This is a genomic window from Amycolatopsis sp. NPDC098790, assembly GCF_044759945.1.
Taxonomy (GTDB): domain Bacteria; phylum Actinomycetota; class Actinomycetes; order Mycobacteriales; family Pseudonocardiaceae; genus Amycolatopsis.
Map to the genome: position 1 here is coordinate 1,301,049 of NZ_JBIWAI010000001.1, position 18,439 is coordinate 1,319,487.

21 protein-coding genes and 1 tRNA gene are annotated in these 18,439 nt (G+C 69.5%); 13 read left to right on the top strand and 9 right to left on the bottom strand.

What is annotated here, in order from left to right; all coding sequences use genetic code 11:
• Positions 1-43: 43 nt before the first annotated feature.
• A complete protein-coding gene (locus ACIQWX_RS06475) occupies positions 44-1,423 on the top strand; it encodes an MFS transporter (RefSeq protein WP_400866412.1) in 1,380 nt (459 codons plus the stop codon).
• Here the strand turns inward: ACIQWX_RS06475 and ACIQWX_RS06480 are convergent.
• The 5 genes from ACIQWX_RS06480 to mug all read right to left on the bottom strand — a co-directional run bounded on the left by ACIQWX_RS06480 (position 1,413) and on the right by mug (position 5,832).
• The gene (locus ACIQWX_RS06480; RefSeq protein ID WP_400866415.1) at positions 1,413-1,706 is read right to left on the bottom strand and encodes a GlsB/YeaQ/YmgE family stress response membrane protein; all 294 of its coding nucleotides are present in this window, start codon (positions 1,704-1,706) and stop codon (positions 1,413-1,415) included. The genes ACIQWX_RS06475 and ACIQWX_RS06480 overlap by 11 nt on opposite strands.
• Before the next feature lie 151 nt (positions 1,707-1,857).
• Complete coding sequence (locus tag ACIQWX_RS06485) at positions 1,858-2,133, bottom strand: GlsB/YeaQ/YmgE family stress response membrane protein (protein WP_400866418.1); 276 nt, start codon at positions 2,131-2,133, stop codon at positions 1,858-1,860.
• 135 nt (positions 2,134-2,268) lie between these two features.
• Positions 2,269-4,104: an acyl-CoA dehydrogenase gene (locus ACIQWX_RS06490; protein WP_400866421.1), complete on the bottom strand. Its 1,836-nt coding sequence runs from the start codon at positions 4,102-4,104 to the stop codon at positions 2,269-2,271.
• Between the two features lie 139 nt (positions 4,105-4,243).
• Complete coding sequence (locus tag ACIQWX_RS06495; RefSeq protein ID WP_400866424.1) at positions 4,244-5,029, bottom strand: response regulator transcription factor; 786 nt, start codon at positions 5,027-5,029, stop codon at positions 4,244-4,246.
• A gap of 248 nt (positions 5,030-5,277) precedes the next feature.
• On the bottom strand, positions 5,278-5,832 hold the full coding sequence (mug, locus tag ACIQWX_RS06500) for a G/U mismatch-specific DNA glycosylase (protein WP_400866427.1): 555 nt from the start codon (positions 5,830-5,832) through the stop codon (positions 5,278-5,280).
• Positions 5,833-5,859: 27 nt separating this feature from the next.
• Between mug and ACIQWX_RS06505 the strand changes: the two genes are divergently transcribed.
• Positions 5,860-6,504, top strand: coding sequence for a class I SAM-dependent methyltransferase (locus tag ACIQWX_RS06505; protein WP_400866430.1), 645 nt, complete (start codon positions 5,860-5,862; stop codon positions 6,502-6,504).
• 66 nt (positions 6,505-6,570) lie between these two features.
• On the top strand, positions 6,571-6,747 hold the full coding sequence (locus ACIQWX_RS06510; protein ID WP_400866433.1) for a hypothetical protein: 177 nt from the start codon (positions 6,571-6,573) through the stop codon (positions 6,745-6,747).
• Here the strand turns inward: ACIQWX_RS06510 and ACIQWX_RS06515 are convergent.
• The gene (locus ACIQWX_RS06515; protein ID WP_400866436.1) at positions 6,688-7,314 is read right to left on the bottom strand and encodes a VanZ family protein; all 627 of its coding nucleotides are present in this window, start codon (positions 7,312-7,314) and stop codon (positions 6,688-6,690) included. The genes ACIQWX_RS06510 and ACIQWX_RS06515 overlap by 60 nt on opposite strands.
• 370 nt (positions 7,315-7,684) lie before the next feature.
• On the opposite strand from ACIQWX_RS06515, the gene ACIQWX_RS06520 reads away from it, so the two are divergent.
• From ACIQWX_RS06520 to ACIQWX_RS06535, 4 genes are all read left to right on the top strand, one after another.
• Positions 7,685-8,764, top strand: a complete 1,080-nt coding sequence (locus ACIQWX_RS06520) for a Gfo/Idh/MocA family protein (protein WP_400866439.1) — start codon at positions 7,685-7,687, stop codon at positions 8,762-8,764.
• Between the two features lie 50 nt (positions 8,765-8,814).
• Complete coding sequence (locus ACIQWX_RS06525) at positions 8,815-9,594, top strand: alpha/beta fold hydrolase (RefSeq protein ID WP_400866442.1); 780 nt, start codon at positions 8,815-8,817, stop codon at positions 9,592-9,594.
• 114 nt (positions 9,595-9,708) lie between these two features.
• Positions 9,709-11,403, top strand: coding sequence for a bifunctional metallophosphatase/5'-nucleotidase (locus tag ACIQWX_RS06530; RefSeq protein WP_400866445.1), 1,695 nt, complete (start codon positions 9,709-9,711; stop codon positions 11,401-11,403).
• Between the two features lie 38 nt (positions 11,404-11,441).
• Positions 11,442-11,768, top strand: a complete 327-nt coding sequence (locus ACIQWX_RS06535) for an MmcQ/YjbR family DNA-binding protein (protein ID WP_400866448.1) — start codon at positions 11,442-11,444, stop codon at positions 11,766-11,768.
• On the opposite strand, the gene ACIQWX_RS06540 is transcribed toward ACIQWX_RS06535, so the two are convergent.
• Positions 11,758-12,291, bottom strand: a complete 534-nt coding sequence (locus tag ACIQWX_RS06540; RefSeq protein ID WP_400866451.1) for a GNAT family N-acetyltransferase — start codon at positions 12,289-12,291, stop codon at positions 11,758-11,760. The two genes, ACIQWX_RS06535 and ACIQWX_RS06540, sit on opposite strands and share 11 nt — an antisense overlap.
• 94 nt (positions 12,292-12,385) lie before the next feature.
• On the opposite strand from ACIQWX_RS06540, the gene ACIQWX_RS06545 reads away from it, so the two are divergent.
• From ACIQWX_RS06545 to ACIQWX_RS06555, 3 genes are all read left to right on the top strand, one after another.
• Positions 12,386-13,036 carry a hypothetical protein gene (locus tag ACIQWX_RS06545; protein WP_400866454.1) on the top strand — a complete coding sequence of 217 codons (651 nt, stop codon included), beginning with the start codon at positions 12,386-12,388 and terminating at the stop codon, positions 13,034-13,036.
• A 99-nt stretch (positions 13,037-13,135) separates the two neighbouring features.
• Positions 13,136-13,486, top strand: coding sequence for a YciI family protein (locus ACIQWX_RS06550; RefSeq protein ID WP_086671078.1), 351 nt, complete (start codon positions 13,136-13,138; stop codon positions 13,484-13,486).
• Complete coding sequence (locus tag ACIQWX_RS06555; RefSeq protein ID WP_400866458.1) at positions 13,483-14,709, top strand: RNA polymerase sigma factor; 1,227 nt, start codon at positions 13,483-13,485, stop codon at positions 14,707-14,709. Before ACIQWX_RS06550 ends, ACIQWX_RS06555 begins: the two co-directional genes overlap by 4 nt.
• On the opposite strand, the gene ACIQWX_RS06560 is transcribed toward ACIQWX_RS06555, so the two are convergent.
• Positions 14,701-14,771 (bottom strand) — tRNA-Gly (locus tag ACIQWX_RS06560). The genes ACIQWX_RS06555 and ACIQWX_RS06560 overlap by 9 nt on opposite strands.
• Before the next feature lie 110 nt (positions 14,772-14,881).
• On the opposite strand from ACIQWX_RS06560, the gene ACIQWX_RS06565 reads away from it, so the two are divergent.
• Together ACIQWX_RS06565 and dcd are read left to right on the top strand one after the other, a co-directional pair.
• Positions 14,882-16,075 (top strand): oxygenase MpaB family protein, encoded by a 1,194-nt coding sequence (locus ACIQWX_RS06565; RefSeq protein ID WP_400866461.1) that lies wholly within the window; start codon positions 14,882-14,884, stop codon positions 16,073-16,075.
• 45 nt (positions 16,076-16,120) lie between these two features.
• A complete protein-coding gene (gene dcd / locus ACIQWX_RS06570) occupies positions 16,121-16,702 on the top strand; it encodes a dCTP deaminase (RefSeq protein ID WP_086671086.1) in 582 nt (193 codons plus the stop codon).
• On the opposite strand, the gene ACIQWX_RS06575 is transcribed toward dcd, so the two are convergent.
• Positions 16,699-17,895: an FAD-dependent oxidoreductase gene (locus tag ACIQWX_RS06575; protein WP_400866464.1), complete on the bottom strand. Its 1,197-nt coding sequence runs from the start codon at positions 17,893-17,895 to the stop codon at positions 16,699-16,701. The genes dcd and ACIQWX_RS06575 overlap by 4 nt on opposite strands.
• A 73-nt stretch (positions 17,896-17,968) precedes the next feature.
• Here ACIQWX_RS06575 and ACIQWX_RS06580 point away from each other — a divergent pair, with 73 nt between their 5' ends.
• Positions 17,969-18,439 carry a MarR family winged helix-turn-helix transcriptional regulator gene (locus tag ACIQWX_RS06580; protein WP_400866467.1) on the top strand — a complete coding sequence of 157 codons (471 nt, stop codon included), beginning with the start codon at positions 17,969-17,971 and terminating at the stop codon, positions 18,437-18,439.

Sequence of the window (18,439 nt, forward strand, 5' to 3'; positions counted from 1 at the left end):
AGGCTCTCTCCGCGAAGAGCCGGACAACCCCAAGGTCGGAGCCATGACTCTGACCACCTCTGCCCCGGCCACCGACCGGGCCGCCCGGCCGGACCGGCGGCCGTGGTTCATGCTGGCCGTCCTGCTGCTCGGCCAGTTCATGGCGCTGCTCGACGTCACCGTCGTGAACGTCGCCATGACCGACATCCGAACCGACCTGCACGCGTCCGGCGCCGCGCTGCAGCTCGTCGTTTCCGGCTACACCGTGGGCTACGCGATGCTGCTCATCACCGGCGCCCGCCTCGGCGAGCTGTTCGGACGGCGACGGCTGTTCGTCACCGGCACGATCGCCTTCACCGCCTGCTCCGCCCTCTGCGGCCTGGCGCCGGACGAAACAACCCTCATCATCGCCCGGATCGCCCAAGGAGCGGGCGCCGCGCTGATGATGCCGCAGGTCATCAGCCTCATCCAGGCACGGTTCACCGGCGCCGCGCGGGCGAAGGCGCTCAGCGCGTACACCGCCGTCATCTCGGTCGCGTTCGTGGCCGGGCAGGTGCTCGGTGGCGTGCTCGTCGGCGCGGACCTGTTCGGGGCGGGCTGGCGGCCGATCTTCCTGGTGAACGTCCCGATCGGCGTGCTCGTGGCCGTCCTCGCCGTGAAGCTGGTGCCCGGTGGCGTGGCCCAGGCGGGGCGCCGGCTGGACCTCGCGGGCCTCGCGATCGCCGTCCCGGCCGTGGTGCTCGTCGTGCTGCCACTGGTGCTCGGGCACGAGATCGGCTGGCCCGCCTGGACGTTCGCCTCGATCGCGGTGGGCGCGCTGCTGGCCGCGCTGTTCGTGGTCGTCGAACGCCGGGTGGCCGACCCGCTCGTCGATCTCGCCGTCCTGAAGATCCGCGGGGTCGCACCCGGCTTGGCGACGCTCGCGGCGGGCGTCGCGTCCTACGGCGGGTTCCTCTTCTGCGTGTCGCTGCACCTGCAGTCGGGCCTGGGCAAGACGGCGATGGCCGCCGGGCTGGCGATGGCGCCCGGTGGCGTCGTCTTCGGCCTGTGCGGGTTCTTCTGGAACCGGCTGCCGAAGCGGGTGCACGCCTGGCTGACCCCGTGCGGTTACGTGGGATCCGCGGCCGCCTACGCGCTGCTCGGCCTGGGCCGGGACGGCGGGACGCTGTTCTTCGTGGCCCTGCTGCTGTTCGGCCTGTCGATGGGACCCGCGTTCGGCGCCCTGATGGTGAACGCGCTGACGCACGTCCCGCTCGATCGAGCGGCGGACGTCAGCGGCCTGCTGACCACCACGCTGCAGCTGGGCCAGGTCGTCGGCGTGGCCACGTTCGGCAGCCTGTTCCTGACCCTGGCCGTGACGTCGTCCGCGACCGCTCTCACCACCGCGATGACCTGCGCCGCCGCGCTGCTGCTCGTCGGCGCAGGCCTGTCGCTCAAGCGGTAGTGCGGTGGCCGCCCTTGACCCGGGCGTAGATCGCCGAAGCCGCGATGACGCCGACGACGGCGGCCACGACCTGGAAGACGTGCCGGATCCAGTCGATACCGGCGGTGTCGCGGACGCCGAACACCCCGGCGAGCCAGTTGCCGATGAACGCGGCGACGATGCCGACGACGATCGTCAGCCAGATCGGGATCTTCTGGTCGCCCGGGGCGAACAGCCTGCCCAGCACGCCCAGGATCAGGCCCACGATGATCGTCGAGATGATGCCCCAAAGTCCGCCGAGCACAGCTGCCTCCTCGGATAGCGCAATAAGCGCCACGGTGGCACCGATCCCGCCGTCCCGCGCGCGCTGACCCCCGATGAGGTGACACGAAAAGACCCGGCCCGGTCCGCCCCCGACAGCGGACCGGACCGGGCCGGGTCTTCCGAAGTACCAGCTACCTGGTTACGCCTCGACGTCCGTACGCACCGGCGGCGATGCTCACACCGATGGCGGCGAGGACGACCTGGGTCAGGATCTCCAGCCAGTCGATGCCGTTGGTGTCGGCGTACCCGAGACCGCGCGCGATGGCCGTGCCGATGAAGGCGGCGATGATACCGATCACGATGGTCAGCCAGATCGGGATGCCCTGCTTGCCGGGTGCGACCAGCCGGCCCAGAACGCCGATGATCAGCCCGACGATGATGGCGCTGACGATGCCGGCGACAGTCATCACTTTCTCCTCTCAAGGATCCGCGAACCCGGCCACTCGGGTCCGTCGGACTCGGTGAGCGGAGTGCCCGCGCCGCCCGGCCCTGAAACACGGAACGGGCCCTCCTCACACGAGGAGAGCCCGTTTCGTGACCAATCAGAACGCGGCTTCGTCGAGCTCCATCAGCGCGTTGTCGGCGGCCTCCACGATGGCGCGGCGGGCGGTCAGCTCCGGCAGCACCTGCTTCGCGAAGAACGACGCCACGGCGATCTTGCCCTCGTAGAACGGGACGTCCTTGGCGGACGCGCCCGCGTCGAGCTTGCCGATCGCGACCTCGGCGTGCTTGAGCAGCTGCCAGCCGATGAGCAGGTCGCCGACCGACATCAGCAGGCGGACCGTGTGCTGGCCGACCTTGTTGATGTTCTGCGGGTCTTCCTGCGACGTCGTCAGGTAGCCGATCAGCGAGCCCAGCATGCCCTGGGTGTCCTCGAGGGCCTGCTTGAGCAGCGCGCGCTCGTTCTTGAGCCGGCCGTTGCCCGCCTCGGACTCGATGAACTTCGTGATCTCGCCGGCGACGAAGGCGAGCGACTGGCCCTTGTCGCGGACGATCTTGCGGAAGAAGAAGTCCAGCGACTGGATCGCCGTGGTGCCTTCGTAGAGCGAGTCGATCTTGGCGTCGCGGATGTACTGCTCGATCGGGTAGTCCTGCAGGAAGCCGGAACCGCCCAGCGTCTGCAGCGACTGCACGAGCTGCTCGGTGGCGCGCTCGGAGCCGACGCCCTTGACGATCGGCAGCAGCAGGTCGTTGACGCCGTGCGCGACCTTCTGGTCACCCTCGCCGGTCCACAGCTGGTCCTGGAACGACGCCGTGTAGAGGTACACCGCGCGGAGGCCCTCGGCGTACGCCTTCTGCAGCATCAGCGAGCGGCGGACGTCCGGGTGGTGCGTGATGGTGACGCGCGGCGCGGTCTTGTTCAGCATGTTCGGCAGGTCGGCGCCCTGGACGCGCTCCTTGGCGTACTCGAGCGCGTTGAGGTAGCCCGTCGACAGCGTCGCGATGGCCTTCGTGCCGACCATCATCCGGGCGTACTCGATGACCTGGAACATCTGCGCGATGCCGTCGTGGACCTCGCCGAGCAGCCAGCCCTTGGCCGGGGTGCCGTGCTGGCCGAACGTCAGCTCGCACGTCGTCGAGGCCTTGATGCCCATCTTGTGCTCGACGTTCGTGACGTAGGCGCCGTTGCGCTCGCCCAGCTCACCGGTCTTCGAGTCGAAGTGGAACTTCGGCACGAGGAACAGCGAAAGGCCCTTGGTGCCCGGCTTGGTCTCGATGCCGGGGCCCTCGGGGCGCGCCAGTACGAGGTGCATGATGTTTTCGCTCATGTCGTGCTCGGCCGAGGTGATGAACCGCTTCACGCCGTCGATGTGCCAGGAGCCGTCCTCCTGCTTGACGGCCTTGGTGCGGCCCGCGCCGACGTCGGAGCCGGCGTCCGGCTCGGTCAGCACCATCGTGGCGCCCCAGGCCCGGTCGATCATGAGCTGGGCCCAGTGCTTCTGCTCTTCGGTGCCGTTCTTGTCGACGATCATCGCGAAGTTCGGGCCCGCCATGTACATGAACAGCGGGGCGTTCGCGCCGAGGATCAGCTCGGACGCGGCCCACTGGACGGTCGGGGGAAGGCCGAAGCCGCCGAGGTCGTTGGTCAGGCCCAGACGCCACCACTCGCCCTCGATGAGCTGCTGGTAGCTCTTCTTGAACGACTCGGGGATCTTGACGCTGAAGGTCTTCGGGTCGTACACGGGCGGGTTGCGGTCGGCGTCGGCGAAGGACTCGGCGAGCGGGCCGGTCGCGAGCTTGTTCAGCTCGGACAGCACCCCGCGGGCGGTCTCCTCGTCGGACTCGGCGAGCACACCCTTGCCCAGGCGCTCCTGCACGCCCAGGACCTCGAAGAGGTTGAACTCCAGGTCTCGGACGTTGCTCTTGTAGTGGCCCATGTCGTCACTCCAATGTGTTCGGCTCCCCGGCCGGGCACATGTTCGCCTTACTCGCCGGTAACTTCAGGATATTACCTGCGGGTAACTGGAGCAAGCAGATCCGCACTTCCCGGTAAGGAAATCCGGGCCGTTTGAGGGGTCAGCGCTGGCCCGGGAGGGCGGTTGTGTCGGCAGTCACCGGCACGTGGCCGTCTTCCGCGCGGGCGACCAGTATCCCGCCGCGGAAGGCGATGGTGACGGCGTGCGTGCGGTCCCGCGCGGAGAGCTTGCGCAGGATGCTCTTGACGTGGGTCCGGACCGTTTCGACGGACAGGAACAGCAGCTTCGCGATCGCCGAGTTCTCGAGGCCTTCGGCGACCAGCTGGAGCACCTGGTACTCGCGCCGGGACAGCGGCATCGAGCCGCGCGGCGCGGGCGGGCTGTCGTGGGCGAGGTCGCCCTTGGGCACGGTCGCCCGCTTCGGCCGGGCGGTCAGCGCGGCCAGCGCCGGGTCGATGTACCGGCGCTCGGTGTGGGCGCGCCGGATCGCTTCGGCGAGGCGCCGCGAATCGATCGACCGCGGCACGATCGCGTGCGTGCCCGCGGCGATCGCGGCCGCGAGGTACTGCTGCGTGCGGTTCGTGTCCCGGATGAGCGTGACGAGGATCAGGGCCGGGTCGCCGGCGTTGAGCAGCTTCGTCAGGTGGCAGTTCGGATCGAGCGCCGAGTCGAGCACCACGACGTCCGGCTTGACCTGCTCGCACAGCTGCAACGCGGCGTGGTGGCTGGCCGCCTGGCCCGCCCAGTGCAGCCCCTGGCTGCGGTGGACGAGCGCGGCGAGGCCGTCGCGGAAGATCGGGACGGGGTCGACGACCGCCACGCCGAGACTGCGCCCGCCGGGTCCGGTCGGCCCGGTGGGCCTGCGGGTGGGCTCGATGCCGTGCATCGCGGGCCTCCGTCTCTGCGCCGTCGCTCCTGGGCGTCCGGTCCCCCCTGCCGGGACCGGCCAAAAGTGACTCCTCCTGCTTGGTACGAGTCGCGATTGCGCAGCTCATGACGCCAATTACCCCTCATGGCCCAATCCGCCGGTTACAGCAAACTTTCAGTAGAAGACGATCTTGATGGGGCGGTTCGGCCGGGCCGGGGAGGACCCGTTGGGGCGGTTGGCGCTACTGAGGGTGGCTCGCCCCGTATTCAACGATTTCGACGGGCGTTGGATGCGGCTCGCAGCTCGGCGAACTCGGCGGCGAGCCCGGCCGGCGTCCAGTGCGCGTTGAGCCCGCTCGGGTTCGGCAGCACCCACACGTGGGTGTCCCCGATCCGGTGTTCCTGCCGCCCGACGCGCGCCTTCGGAAAGCCGAAGGCGGTCCGGTAGGCGGTGATCCCGACGACGGCGAGCCACCGCGGCCGGTACTCCTCGACCTTGGCTGTCAGGATCTTGCCGCCTTCGCGGAATTCGTCGGCGGTGAGCTCGTTGGCGCGGGCGGTGGTCCTGGCGACGACGTTCGTGATGCCGAGTTTCAGGTCGAGCAGCTGGTCTTGTTCTTCCGGTGCGTACCGCCTCGGGGTGAAGCCGCTGTTGTGGAGAGCGGGCCAGAAGCGGTTGCCGGGCCGGGCGAAGTGCTGCTTGAGCGCGCCGGAGTAGAGGCCGGGGTTGATGCCGCAGAAGAGGACGTCGAGACCGGGCGCGATGACGTCCGGGATGGTCGTGTTGTGCGCGGCGGCCAGCTGGTCCTTGGTGGGTCTCACGTGCCCAGTTTCCGGCATGCTCGTTCTGTGGAAGTCACCGCGGACGGGTGCCCGGTCGAGGTCTACCTGCTGTTGCCGGCTGCGGGGGAGCCGGAGATCGTGCATGGGGCTTTGGCGCCGGGGGCGTCGATTCTGGAGCTGGGGTGCGGGGCCGGGCGGGTGACGCATCCGTTGGTGGCGTTGGGGCATCCGGTCGTCGCTGTGGACGATTCGGCGGCGATGCTCGCGCACGTTCGGGCGTCGACCGTGTGCGCTCGGATCGGGGAGCTGGACCTCGGGCGGACGTTCAATGCCGTGTTGCTGGGGAGCCATTTGATCAACACCGCGGTGGATGGTGATCGGTCGGCGATGCTGGCGGCCGCTCGGCGGCATCTTGGGCCTTCGGGGCGGTTGATCGTCGAGTGGCATCCGCCGTCTTGGTTCGACTCGGTTGGGTCCGGGCAGGGTGGGGCTTTCGGCGAGGTGGGGGTGGTGTTGTCCGATGTGGTCCGGGAGGGGGATTTGCTGTCGGCGACGGTTCGGTATTCGGCTCGGGGGCGGTCGTGGAGTCAGGAGTTCACGTGCCGGTGTCTCGAACTTGAGACCGTCCTGACCTCGGCTGATCTGGTCTTCGATCGGTGGCTCACCGCGGACCGCACCTGGTTCACGGCTCGAGCCCGTGGCGGGGGGTAGCGAATTCACCACCTACCTGCGTAACCTGTGTGATCTCCCGCACAGCGCCGTTCCGAGGAGGATTTCGTGCAGCTTCCGCTCATCCTCGGCCTCGTCGCGCTGGTCATCGCGGTCGCCGCCCTCGTGGTCGTTCTCGAAGACCGGCGCGCCGCCAAGCGGGCCGCCTTGCAGCGGAAGGCCCGGTTAGCGCGTCTCGGCGAGGTGGACCCGCTCGCGCCGAGCCGGCTGCGCGCCGATCGGTGAACGCAGGACCGTCAGCAGCAGCGCTCCGAACACCCAGCCGACTCCCGCGCCGGACGCGTTGTTCATGAGGTCGTCCACGTCGAAGATGCGGTAGACGTACGGCGCCGTCCCGAAGTTCGCCGTGAGCTGCGTGATCTCGATCAGCAGCGAGGCCGTGAAGCCGATCAGGAGCGTGCCGACCAGTCCGCGGCGCCACAGCACCCGCGCGAACACCCCCAGCGGGACGAACAGCAGCACGTTCAGGCACGCCTGCTGGAACGTCTGCGTCGCGAACCACTGCGACCCGTGCTTGAGCATCTCCGTGTGGATGTCGCTGATCCACTGGAACGGGTGCAGCTGCACGGTCTGGCTCAGCCGGCGTGTGCCCGGCCCGGGCAGCGGCAGGAAGACGACCGCCAGCGTCATGCACCCGTACAGCAGCACCGCGGCGGTCGACAGAAGACCCCGGACGCGCAGGCCGCCGTAGCGCGCGAGTTGCGTGATCAGCTGCGGCACCAGGACCACCGTCCACAGCGCCAGGAAGCCGATGAACCCGTACTGCAGGGCGGTGACCTGTGCGTTCGTCATGCCACCGACGTTATGGATCTTGCCCCGCGCGTACTTCGGTCGAAGAGCCCGACCGCATCGGCCACTCGGCCGACCGGTGGCGGGCCGATCGGTCAGTCGTCTTCGCGGTCTTCGGAACGTTCGGAGCGCCACGCGCTGAACACCGTGCCGCCGATCAGCAGTACGACGACGGCCAGCACCACGAGTACTACTTCGATGCCCACTTGTCCCCCACACGCCGTAGTGTCCGGCACATCGTCCCTGGCCGGGCGGCCGTTACCGGTGATCGATGTCATGCCGAGACATAACCGGTTGCTGCTTGCGCGGACCGGGGAATGCCCACGACGCTCGGCACGTCGAAGTCTTGTGCAGGGCAACGAAAGGAACGCTCATGGCACCGGTCCGGGTCGGCATCGTCGGGCTCAGCGCGAACGGCGGCTGGGCCGCCACCGCGCACGTGCCCGCGCTGGCCGTCGTGGACGGCTACGAACTCCGCGCGCTCAGCGGGAGCAGCGCCGAGTCGGCGCGGGTGGCCGGGGAGAAGTACGGCGTGCCGCTGACCTTCGGCGATGCCGGGGAGCTGGCGCGGCACCCGGAGGTCGACCTGGTCGTTGTCGCCGTGAAGGTGTCCGAGCACCGCGCGCTGATCGAGCCCGCGCTCGCCGCCGGCAAGCAGGTGCTCAGCGAGTGGCCGCTCGGCGCGAGCCTCGCCGAAACCGAGGCACTGGCGGCAGCGGCGAAGGACCACCAGACCGCCGTCGGCCTGCAGGGGCGGTCCGCGCCCGCGTTGCGCTACCTGCGCGACCTCATCAAGGACGGTTACGTCGGCCGCGTGCTTTCGACGTCGCTGATCGGCTCGGGCGGCAACTGGGGGCCGAGCGTGCGCGCCGGCCGGGACTACCAGCTGCACCCCGAAGGCGGGGCGACCATGCTGACGATCCCGTTCGCGCACACCGTCGACGCCTTCGACATGGTGCTCGGCCGGTTCGCCGAGCTGTCGGCGACGGTGGCGACCGTCCGGCAGCGCGTGCGCGACGAGGTCACCGGCGACTCCGTCCCGATGACCGCGCCGGACCAGATCGGCGTCACCGGTGTGCTGAACAGCGGCGCCGTCGCCTCGCTGCACCTGCGCGGCGGGTCGTCGCCCGCCACGGACTTCCACTGGGAGATCAACGGGACCGAGGGCACCCTGGTCGTCACCGCCGCGGACCCGCTGTTCTGGATCGCGAAGCTGACGCTGCGCGGCAGCCGGACCGGCACGCTGGAGAAGCTCACCGTGCCCGCGCGGTACGAGCTCCCGCAGCTGGCCGGGCGCAGTTCCGAGCCGTCGTACAACGTCGCGCACGCCTACGCGCGGCACCTCAAGGGCGACCTGCCGGACTTCGCGCACGCCCTGCGCGTACACCGCGTGCTCGACGCCGTCCAGCGATCGGCCGACGCCGGGACGCGGGTTCACCCGGACGCAGAGTAACTGTTACCCGCGGTTGTAGATTCCGTCCGGCTCGGACCTACTCTCGGGTAATGGACGACGTTGTCTTCGACCGCGCGGGCCGGGGCGAGCCACTGGTGCTGATCCACGGCATCGGGCACCGCCGTCAGGCGTGGGCGCCGGTGTTCCCGCTGCTCACGCCGCATCGCGACGTTATCGCCGTGGACCTGCCGGGCTTCGGCGAGTCGCCCGAGCCGTCCGGCGGGTACGGCGTCGAGCCCGCGCTGGTGATGTTCAAGGAGCTGTTCACCGAGCTGGGCCTCGACCGGCCGCACGTCGCGGGCAACTCGCTCGGCGGCCTGCTGTCGCTCGCGCTCGGGCAGGCCGGGCTCGTCCGCAGCGTCACGGCGTTGTCGCCGGCCGGGCTGTGGAACCGCACCCAGAAGATGTATGCGATCGCGACGCTCAAAGCCCACCGCGCGCTCGCCCAGCGCACGCCACCGCACGTCGTGCGCCGCATCGCCGCGACCCCGGCCGGGCGCAAGGCGCTGACCGGGATGATCGTCGGGAAGCCCGCGCTGCTCACCCCGGACGACGTCGTCGAGGACGCCCACGCGCTCGCGACCGCGCCCGGCTTCGAACCCACCGCCGCTCAGTCGCGCGGGGACTTCCGCTTCACCGGCCCGGTCACCGGCGTCCCGGTGACCATCGCCTGGGCCGAGCACGACCGGATCCTCGCCCGGCCCCGCGTCGCCGACCTGCGGAAGGTCGCGCCGGACGGGACGTTCCGGCTGCTGCCGGGCTGCGGGCACGTGCCGATGAACGACGACCCCGGACTCGTCGCGCGCGTACTGCTCCAGGGAAGCCGTTAGGTGACATTCGCTTTACGTCCGTCTTTTGACCCTGGTAGGTGACTGCTTCGCGAGGCAGAATCCTCCGCCGTGCGCCCGTTTGGGGACCTTGGGCGCGAATCGGAGGAAACACGCATGAGGCTTTCAACCCGGCTCGTGGTGCTCGCCGCGGCCGCGCTGGCGACGACCGCGGTGACCACCGCGCCCGCGTCCGCGGGCCAGCGCCCGGACCCCACCACCGACGTCCGGATCATCACCTTCAACGACTTCCACGGGAACCTCGAGCCGCCGTCCGGCTCCAGCGGCCGGGTGACGCAGTCCGACGGGACCACTGTGGACGCCGGCGGTGCCGCTTACCTGGCGACGCACGTGAAGCAGCTTCGCTCGCAGGTGCGCAACTCGCTCGTGCTGTCCGCCGGGGACAACGTCGGCGCGTCGCCGGTGATCTCGGCGCTGTTCCACGACGAGCCGACCATCGACTTCCTGAACCAGCTCGGCGTCAGCGCGTCCGTCGTCGGCAACCACGAGTTCGACGAGGGGTACAAGGAACTGCAGCGCATGCAGTTCGGCGGCTGCAACCCGACCGACGGTTGCCAGTTCGACAAGACCTTCAAGGGTGCGAACTTCCCGTTCCTCGGGTCCAATGTGTACTTCACCAACGGCTTGCCCGCGCTGCTGCCGTTCACCGTCAAGTTCGAAGGCGGCGTCCCGATCGGCGTCATCGGCGCGACGCTGAAGGACCTCCCGACCGTCGTCACGCCGGAGGCCATCAAGGGCCTCAAGTTCGGCGACGAGGTCGAGGCGATCAACCGCACCGCGAACCTGCTCGACTTCTTCGGCGTCAAGTCGCAGGTCGTGCTGCTGCACCAGGGTGACAGCACCGAGGTCGAGGGCCCGAACGACTGCCGCGTCCTGCCCGGCCCGGCCACCGCGATCGCGAAGGCCGTGACCCCGAAGGTCGACGCGATCTTCACCGGCCACAGCCACCAGCAGTACAACTGCGTGATCAACGACCCGGCCGGCCAGCCGCGCACGGTCATCCAGGGCGCGTCGTTCGGCCGCCTGCTGTCGGTGCTGGACCTGAAGATCAACCTGAAGACGCGCGACGTCGTCCGGTCGGCCACCCAGGCCCGCAACGAGATCGTCACCCGCACGGTAACGCCGGACCCGGCCGTCGCCGCGCTGGTCGCCGAGGCCAAGACCAAGGCGGCGCCGATCGCGAACCGCCAGGTCGGCACCATCACCGCGGACCTGCCGGCGGCGGGCAACGCGGCCGGTGAGTCCTCGCTCGGCGACGTCATCGCCGACGCGCAGCTCGAGGGCACGAAGGCGAACGACGCGGTCATCGCGATGACCAACCCGGGCGGCATCCGCGCCGACCTGACGTACAAGTCGTCGGCGAACAACGAGGGCGACGGCGTGGTGACCTACGGCGAGGCGTTCACCGTCCAGCCGTTCGCGAACATCATGCAGACGATCACGCTGACCGGCGCGAACCTGAAGAACGTGCTGGAGCAGCAGTGGGCGCCGGGCGTGAACCCGAAGTTCCTGCAGATCTCGAGCTCGCTGCACTACAGCTGGTCGGCGTCCGCGCCGCAGGGCTCGCGGGTCTCGAACATCACGGTGAACGGCACGCCGGTCGACCCGGCCGCGACGTTCCGCGTGTCGGTGAACAACTTCCTCGCCGCCGGCGGGGACGGCTTCACCGAGTTCACCAAGGGCACCAACCTGGCCGGCGGCCCGGTGGACCTGGACGCGCTGATCGCGTACCTGGGCGCCCACGCGAACGTGGCCCCGCCCGCGGCGGACCGGATCACCCGCCTGCCGTAGGTCCGCTTTTTCCAAGACCCCTGGTCGACAATGGACCCATGACGACCTGGGAAGACGTCGTACGCCTGGCCTCGGGACTCCCCGAGGTCGAGGCGGCGACCTGGTACCGCACGCCCGCGCTGAAGGTGGCGGGCAAGGGGTTCGCGCGGCTGCGCACCGAGGCCGAGGGCGGCCTGGTCGTGATGTGCGGGCTCGACGAGAAGGCCGCGTTGCTGGACTCCGGCGACGCGGCCTTTTTCACGACCCCGCACTACGACGGGCACGGCTCGATCATCGTCGACCTGGAGAAGGTCGACGTCGATCAGCTGCGTGAGCTGCTCGAAGACGCGTGGCGGCGGAAGGCGCCGAAGCGGCTCACCACTTGAGCTCGCCCTTGAGCATGCTCATCAGGATCATGTCGTGGCGCTCGCCGTCGGGCGCCACGAACGCCTCGCGGTGGCGGCCGTCCTCGGCGAACCCGACCTTGCGGTAGACGTGCCGGGCGCGGTCGTTTTCGGCGACCACCCAGAGCGTGATCATGTGCAGCCGCATGGAGTTGAAGCCGTAGCGGCACATCAGGCGCAGCGCCTCGGTGCCGTAGCCGCCGCCGTTGCGGTAGGCGGGGTCGCCGATGTAGATGTCCAGTTCGGCGTTGCCGACCTCGGGCAGGGCGTCGCGCAGGTCGACGATGCCGATGAGCTCGCCGCCGGCCACGGTCTCGATCCCGAGCACGACGGACTCGTAGCTGTTGACCGGGCGCTCTTCGGCGCGTTTGCGGATCTGCGCGAGCGAGCGCGGGTGGCTGTTGTCCATCCACCGGCTGACCTCGGGATCGCTCTGCCACAAGTGGATCTTCCCGGCGTCCTCCGGTTCGAGCGCGCGCAGCCGGACGAGTTCTCCTTCGAGCATGTCGTCATCGTGCCGGACATCGCGGCGGGGTTCGCGCGATTTTCGGGTGACCCCGGCTCCCGGCCCGATGTCGCCCGGTGGTGGGATATGGCGCATGTCGACCGAATGGCCGCTGCGCCAGGACCCGGAAGGGCCGGTCATCATCGCGCTGGCCCTGGTGAACGACCCGGACGCGCTGGGCTTCGTCGTGCTGGACGACGAGGACGACTGGTTCATCAGTGACGGCACCGAGCTGTCCGACGACGTGCTGGTCAACCGCGAGAGCTTCCGGAAGATGTCGCTGCGCGAAGCCGTCGAGCTGCTGCCGCAGATGACCGCTTTGCAGGACCTGCCTACGGGCATGGCCGCGGACTGGGACCCGGAGCGCCGGACGTGGCTGCTGTCGTCGGTGACCGGTTCCGACGACGAGGACGAGGACATCCGCCTGCTGACCCAGCGCCGCGAGTCCTGGGAGTTCGAAGGTTCGCCGGACGACGAGGCCCAGATCAGCACGGGCCTGACGGAGATCCCGACGGGCCCGCAGCAGCCGGTCCGCGCGGTCCGCCAGGTCGTCCGCGAGCAGGACGGTACTTGGCTGTTCGTCGGGTTCGAGGTCCCGGAGGCGGAGGACTTCGAGGTCGAAGGGCTGGAGCTGGAGCACGTGGCGGGGCTTTACCCGGACGTCCGCACGGTGCTGAAGGCCGCACCTGGCCAGGTGTACGACCGCGCGACCCCGGACTCCGAGTGGGAGCTCGTCGAGGGCTGAGAAAAGTTCGGGCGCGGTTGTCCCGGAGACGTCCGCGCCGTTCGTCCTTACAGTGAGAGCCGGCGATCGGCGCCGGTCAGGATCTGCGAGGAGCCCCTCATGCCCAAGTACGCCGCGATCATCTACGCCACCGACATCGACCCGACCGCGCCCGAGGCCGCGGACATGATGAAGGACTACGACGAGTTCGGTGCGGGCGCGGCAGCCGTGATCCGCGGTGGCGCGGCGCTGTACCCGACCGCGACCGCGACGACGGTCCGCGTCACCGGCGGCAAGGGCGGCGACCTCGTCACCAGCGACGGCCCGTACGCGGAGACCAAGGAAGCCCTCACCGGCTTCTACCTGATCGAGTGCGCCGACCTCGACGAGGCCGTCAAGGTCGCTTCGCGCATCCCGGGCGCCTGGGACGGCGCGATCGAGGTCCGGCCGGTCGTCGACTTCGGCAAGTGACCGGCGCCGGGGACGCGGTCGCGCGGCTGGTCCGGGATGAGGGCACCCGGGTACTGGCCACGCTGGTCCGCGTCACCGGCAGCGTCGACCTGGCCGAGGACGCGGTCCAGGACGCCGTCGTGCGCGCGCTCGAGACGTGGCCGCGCGACGGCGTCCCGGACAACCCGCGCGGCTGGCTCCTGGTGGCGGCCCGCCGCCGCGCGGTCGACGTCGTCCGCCGCGAAGCGAAGCGGCTCGGTAAGGAGGCGGACGCGATGCCGGCCGTCGACCCGTCCCCGGACCCGGTGTCCGTCCGCGACGACCTGCTGCGGCTCGTCTTCACGTGCTGCCACCCGGCGTTGTCACTGGACGCGCAGGTGGCTTTGGCGCTTCGGACGTTGGGCGGTTTGTCGACGTTGGAGGTCGCGCGGGCGTTGCTGCTTCCCGAGGCGACGATGGCGAAGCGCCTGACGCGGGCGAAGCAGAAGATCGCTCAGGCGCGCATTCCTTATCGAGTGCCTCCCGCCGAAGAGCTGCCTTCACGGCTGGCCGGGGTGGCGTCGACGGTGTACCTGATCTTCAACGAGGGCTACACGGGCCGCGAGTCGCTGCTGTCCGAGGGAGTCCGCTTGGCGCGGCTGCTGGCATCGCTGATGCCGGACGAGCCGACGGCGCTGGGGTTGCTGGCGTTGGTGCTGCTGCAGGACGCCCGCCGCGCGGCCCGGTTCTCATCGGGCGTGCCGGTGTTGCTGTCCTCGCAGGACCGGTCGACGTGGGACTTCGCGCTGATCAAGGAGGGCGTCGAACTGGTGGGCCAGGGGTTGCGCCGGACGCCGTCGACGCCGAACGCGTACGTAGTGCAAGCGGCGATCGCGGCCTGCCACGACCTGGCGCCTTCATACGAAGAAACGAACTGGGACGCGGTGATTTCCTGGTACGACGTGCTGTTGTCGATCCAGGACACCCCGGTGGTGCGCTTGAACCGCGCGGCGGCGGTGGCCGAACGCGACGGCCCGGCGGCGGGGTTGGCTTTGGTGGATTCCTTACCGGGGTTGGCTGATTACCCGTGGTGGCACGCGTCGCGGGCGGAGTTGTTGCACCGCATGGGTTCGCCGACGGCTGCCGAGGCTTTGGAAAGTGCGGCGGAAACCGGTTTGCCCGCCGCGCACGTGACGCATTTGCGCGCCCGGATACAAAACGAAAACCCCGGGCGAAATGCCCGGGGTTTCGATGAGAGCGGATGACGGGAATCGAACCCGCGTATTCAGCTTGGGAAGCTGATGTTCTACCATTGAACTACATCCGCAGTGCGTCGTCAGCATACACGGCGTCGTGATCCCCATGTCCAGGCCCCTCCCTCCTTGACTCCTCCGCTTCAAGTGACAACACTTGTTGTCGACCTCGGAGGTGAGCGCCATGGATGAGCCCGAGCTGTTCCGGGAAGGTGGGTTCCGGCTGGCCCAGCGGCTGTTCATCGATGGGGACATCCGGGGTGACGAGCGGCAGGTCGCGCGCATCCGGGAGTTCGCGCAGGTTCAGGACCAGCGGGCCGACGACGTCGTCGCCTGGATGGCTCGGCTGCCCAAAGGTGAAGGGCGGCGGCTCTTCGAAGACGCGTTGACGAACGGCGCCACCGCGGACGGGCCGCTCAAGGAGTTCTTCGACGACGTCGACGCCAAGCCCTACTGGGTCGATGACGAGCGCCTCGAACGCGGGGCCAAGGCCATCACGCGCGCCGGGTTGCTCGGGCTCTTCCCGCTCGGGGACATGTCGCTGATGGGCGGTTACCTCGCCTCCCGCGCCACGAAAGCCCTGGTCGGGACCGGGCAGATCGAATACAAGGCCACGCGGCGGCTCGTCGAGACCGCCACCTGGTGGATCGACGTCACCACCCCCGGCGCTCTCAAGCACGGTGAAAAGGGTTATGCCTCCGCTCTGCGGATCCGGCTCGTGCACGCCCACGTGCGCGCCGCGATGAATCGGCGGGACGACTGGGACTACGCCGCCTGGGATCGGCCCGTCAACCAGGTTCAGACCGCCGGGACCCTCCTCCTCTTCTCCCTCGTCTACGTCTTCGGCACGCAACTGCTCGGCCTGCGCTACTCCGCCCGCGAGCGCGGCGACATCCTGCACCTCTGGCGGTACATCGGCTGGCTCATGGGTGTCGACGACGAGCTGCTCCCCACCTCCGAAGAGGACGCCTGGCGCCTGCTCTGGCTGCTCGCCGCCACCGAGTTCATCCCGGACGACGACTCCAAGCGGCTCGCCAAGGCGCTGATCGAGGCCAACGCCGCCGTCGGTGAGGGGCGCGGCGCGGTCGGGAAAGTGCTGTCGCACGTCTCCGTCGCCGTGCACTCGTCGATCAGCCGGCTCGTGCTCGGGAAGACCAACGCCGACTTCCTCGGGCTGCCGAACGATCCCGTCGCGCAGGCCGCGATCGTCGCCGTCGCCGGGGTCAACTTCGCCGCCGAGACCGTGCGGCGGCTCATTCCCGGCGCCACCGCCTTGCAGGAGCGGATCGGCGAGGCCGGGCGCCGCGGGTACGTGAAGCGGCTCGAGAAGCTCTTCGCGCCCGACACCTCCTACGCGCAGCACATGCGGGTCGCCTGAGCATGCGTTCTCGGGTGGTCTGTTACCACCGGATAGGCTTCGGCCGTGCTGCTCAGTGACCGTGACCTCCGCAAAGAGCTCGACGCCGGCCGGCTCGGCATCGACCCCTTCGATGCCGGCATGGTCCAGCCGTCCAGCATCGACGTCCGGCTCGATCGCTTCTTCCGGGTCTTCGACAACAGCAAGTACACCCACATCGACCCGCAGCTGCAGCAGGACGAGCTGACCTCGCTCGTCGAGAAGGAGGGCGACGAGCCCTTCGTGCTGCACCCCGGCGAGTTCGTCCTCGGCTCGACGTTCGAGCTCGTCACCCTGGCCGACGACCTCGCCGGCCGCCTCGAGGGCAAGTCGTCGCTCGGGCGCCTCGGGCTGCTCACGCACTCGACCGCCGGCTTCATCGACCCCGGCTTCTCCGGGCACATCACCCTGGAACTGTCGAACGTCGCCAACCTGCCGATCACGCTCTGGCCGGGCATGAAGATCGGCCAGCTCTGCATCTTCCGGCTCTCCAGCTCGGCCGAGTTCCCGTACGGCTCGAGCGAGGCCGGGTCCCGCTACCAGGGGCAGCGCGGCCCGACCCCGAGCCGGGCGTACAAGAACTTCCACCGCGTCGACACCTGGCGCTAAGCGGCCGCGATCTTCTCGTCCCAGTCGATGTGGTGGCTCCACATGAACTCGTTCGGGTCCTCGTCGAACGGCTTCGAGAACACCCGCTTGATGAAGAAGTCCCGCACGACCCGCCCGACCGGGCCGATCACCTTCTGGTCGCCGTTGCGCTTCCCGGCCGCGACCACGGCCTCGACGCGCTCGCGCCGCAGACCCTCGTAGGTGGCGAGCGCCCGCTCGACGTCCGGTACGTCGCGCAGGCATTTGCCCAGCGTGACGGCGTCTTCGATGGCCATCGACGCGCCTTGGCCCGCCGCTGGTGACGTCGCGTGCGCCGCGTCGCCGATGATCACCATGCGGCCGCGGTGCCAGACCGGGACCGACGGGAAGTCGAACGTCGGCCACGCCGGGTAGACCTCGCGGGTCGCGCGGATGATCTCCGTCGCCGGCGTCCGGTCGGGCGCGACCAGGTGCAGCAGTTCGGCGCGCAGCTTCTCGCCGGCGAGCGTCGCCAGTTCGGACGCGGTCGGCTCGGACTTGCGCGCCGGGTTCGCGAACCACCAGACGCGGCCGTCCGGGCTGACGACGTGGCAGAAGAACACCCGCTTGCCGAACACCATGTTCAGCACGCCCGGCTCGTCCGGCAGGGACAGGCCTTCGGCGAACCCGCCGGTGTTGAGCAGCGGCACGTACCGCGGCGACGGCGCGTCCGGGTCGATGATCGTGCGGACGCGTGACCGGAGCCCGTCGGCGCCGATCAGCAGGTCGCCGGTTTCGTGCGAGCCGTCCGAGAACTCGGCTCTGACCTGCGAAGACGGCTGGCTCGCGCCGATCAGGCGTTTGCCGTACTCGGCGTGGATCCCGCGCCGGGCGGCCTCGTCGCGCAGGGCGACGTAGAGGTCGGAGCGCAGGACGGTCTGGCTCACCGTGCCGTCCGGCAGCGTGCCGCCCAGGGGGAATTCGGCCAGTTTGGTGCCGTTGCCGAGCGCGATCGACATGCGCGGCGAGTCGAAGCCCGTCTTCTTGACGACGTCCCTGAGCCCCAGCGGCAGCAGCGCGTCCAGGCCGTTCACCGCCAGCGTCAGGAACGCGCCGACGCCCTCGGCACCCCGGTCGTACGCCTCGAACAGCACCGGTTCGTGCCCGGCTTCGTGCAGCGCGATGGCCGTGATCGTGCCCGCGATGCCGCCCCCGATGATCAGCGCCTTGGTCATCTCGTTCGTCCCCTCGAATCTCTTAGAAACTAATTCGTTCTGTCGAACTAAAGAGTGGGCTAGGCTGGCGGCCGTGTCAAGCGAGCGAGCTCAGCTGGTCGAAGAAGTCCTGTTCAGGTCGCGGGAGCTGTCGACCGAGACGGTCATGTTCCACACCGCGATCGCCGAGACGCGGGGGCTGTCGGCGGTCGACGCCAAGGTCCTGGACTACCTCGCGCGGTTCGGTCCGCAGACGCCGAAGGACCTGGCCCGGCTGTCCGGCCTGGCGCCGGCGTCGGTGACGGCGATGATCGACCGGCTCGAGCGCAAGGGCATCGTCGGCCGCCGCCCGCACCCGGACGATCGCCGCCGCGTCTTCATCGAGCTGGACGAGCAGGCCATCGCCAGCGGCGTGCACCTGTGGGACAACCTGGTCAAGCGCATGTACGAGCTGTGCGACCGCTACACCGACGACGAACTCCGCACGGTGATCGGGTTCGTCGAGGCGGCCACGGAGATCACCCACGAGTCGACGCAGAAGCTGACCGGCGCCACGGACGGGTGA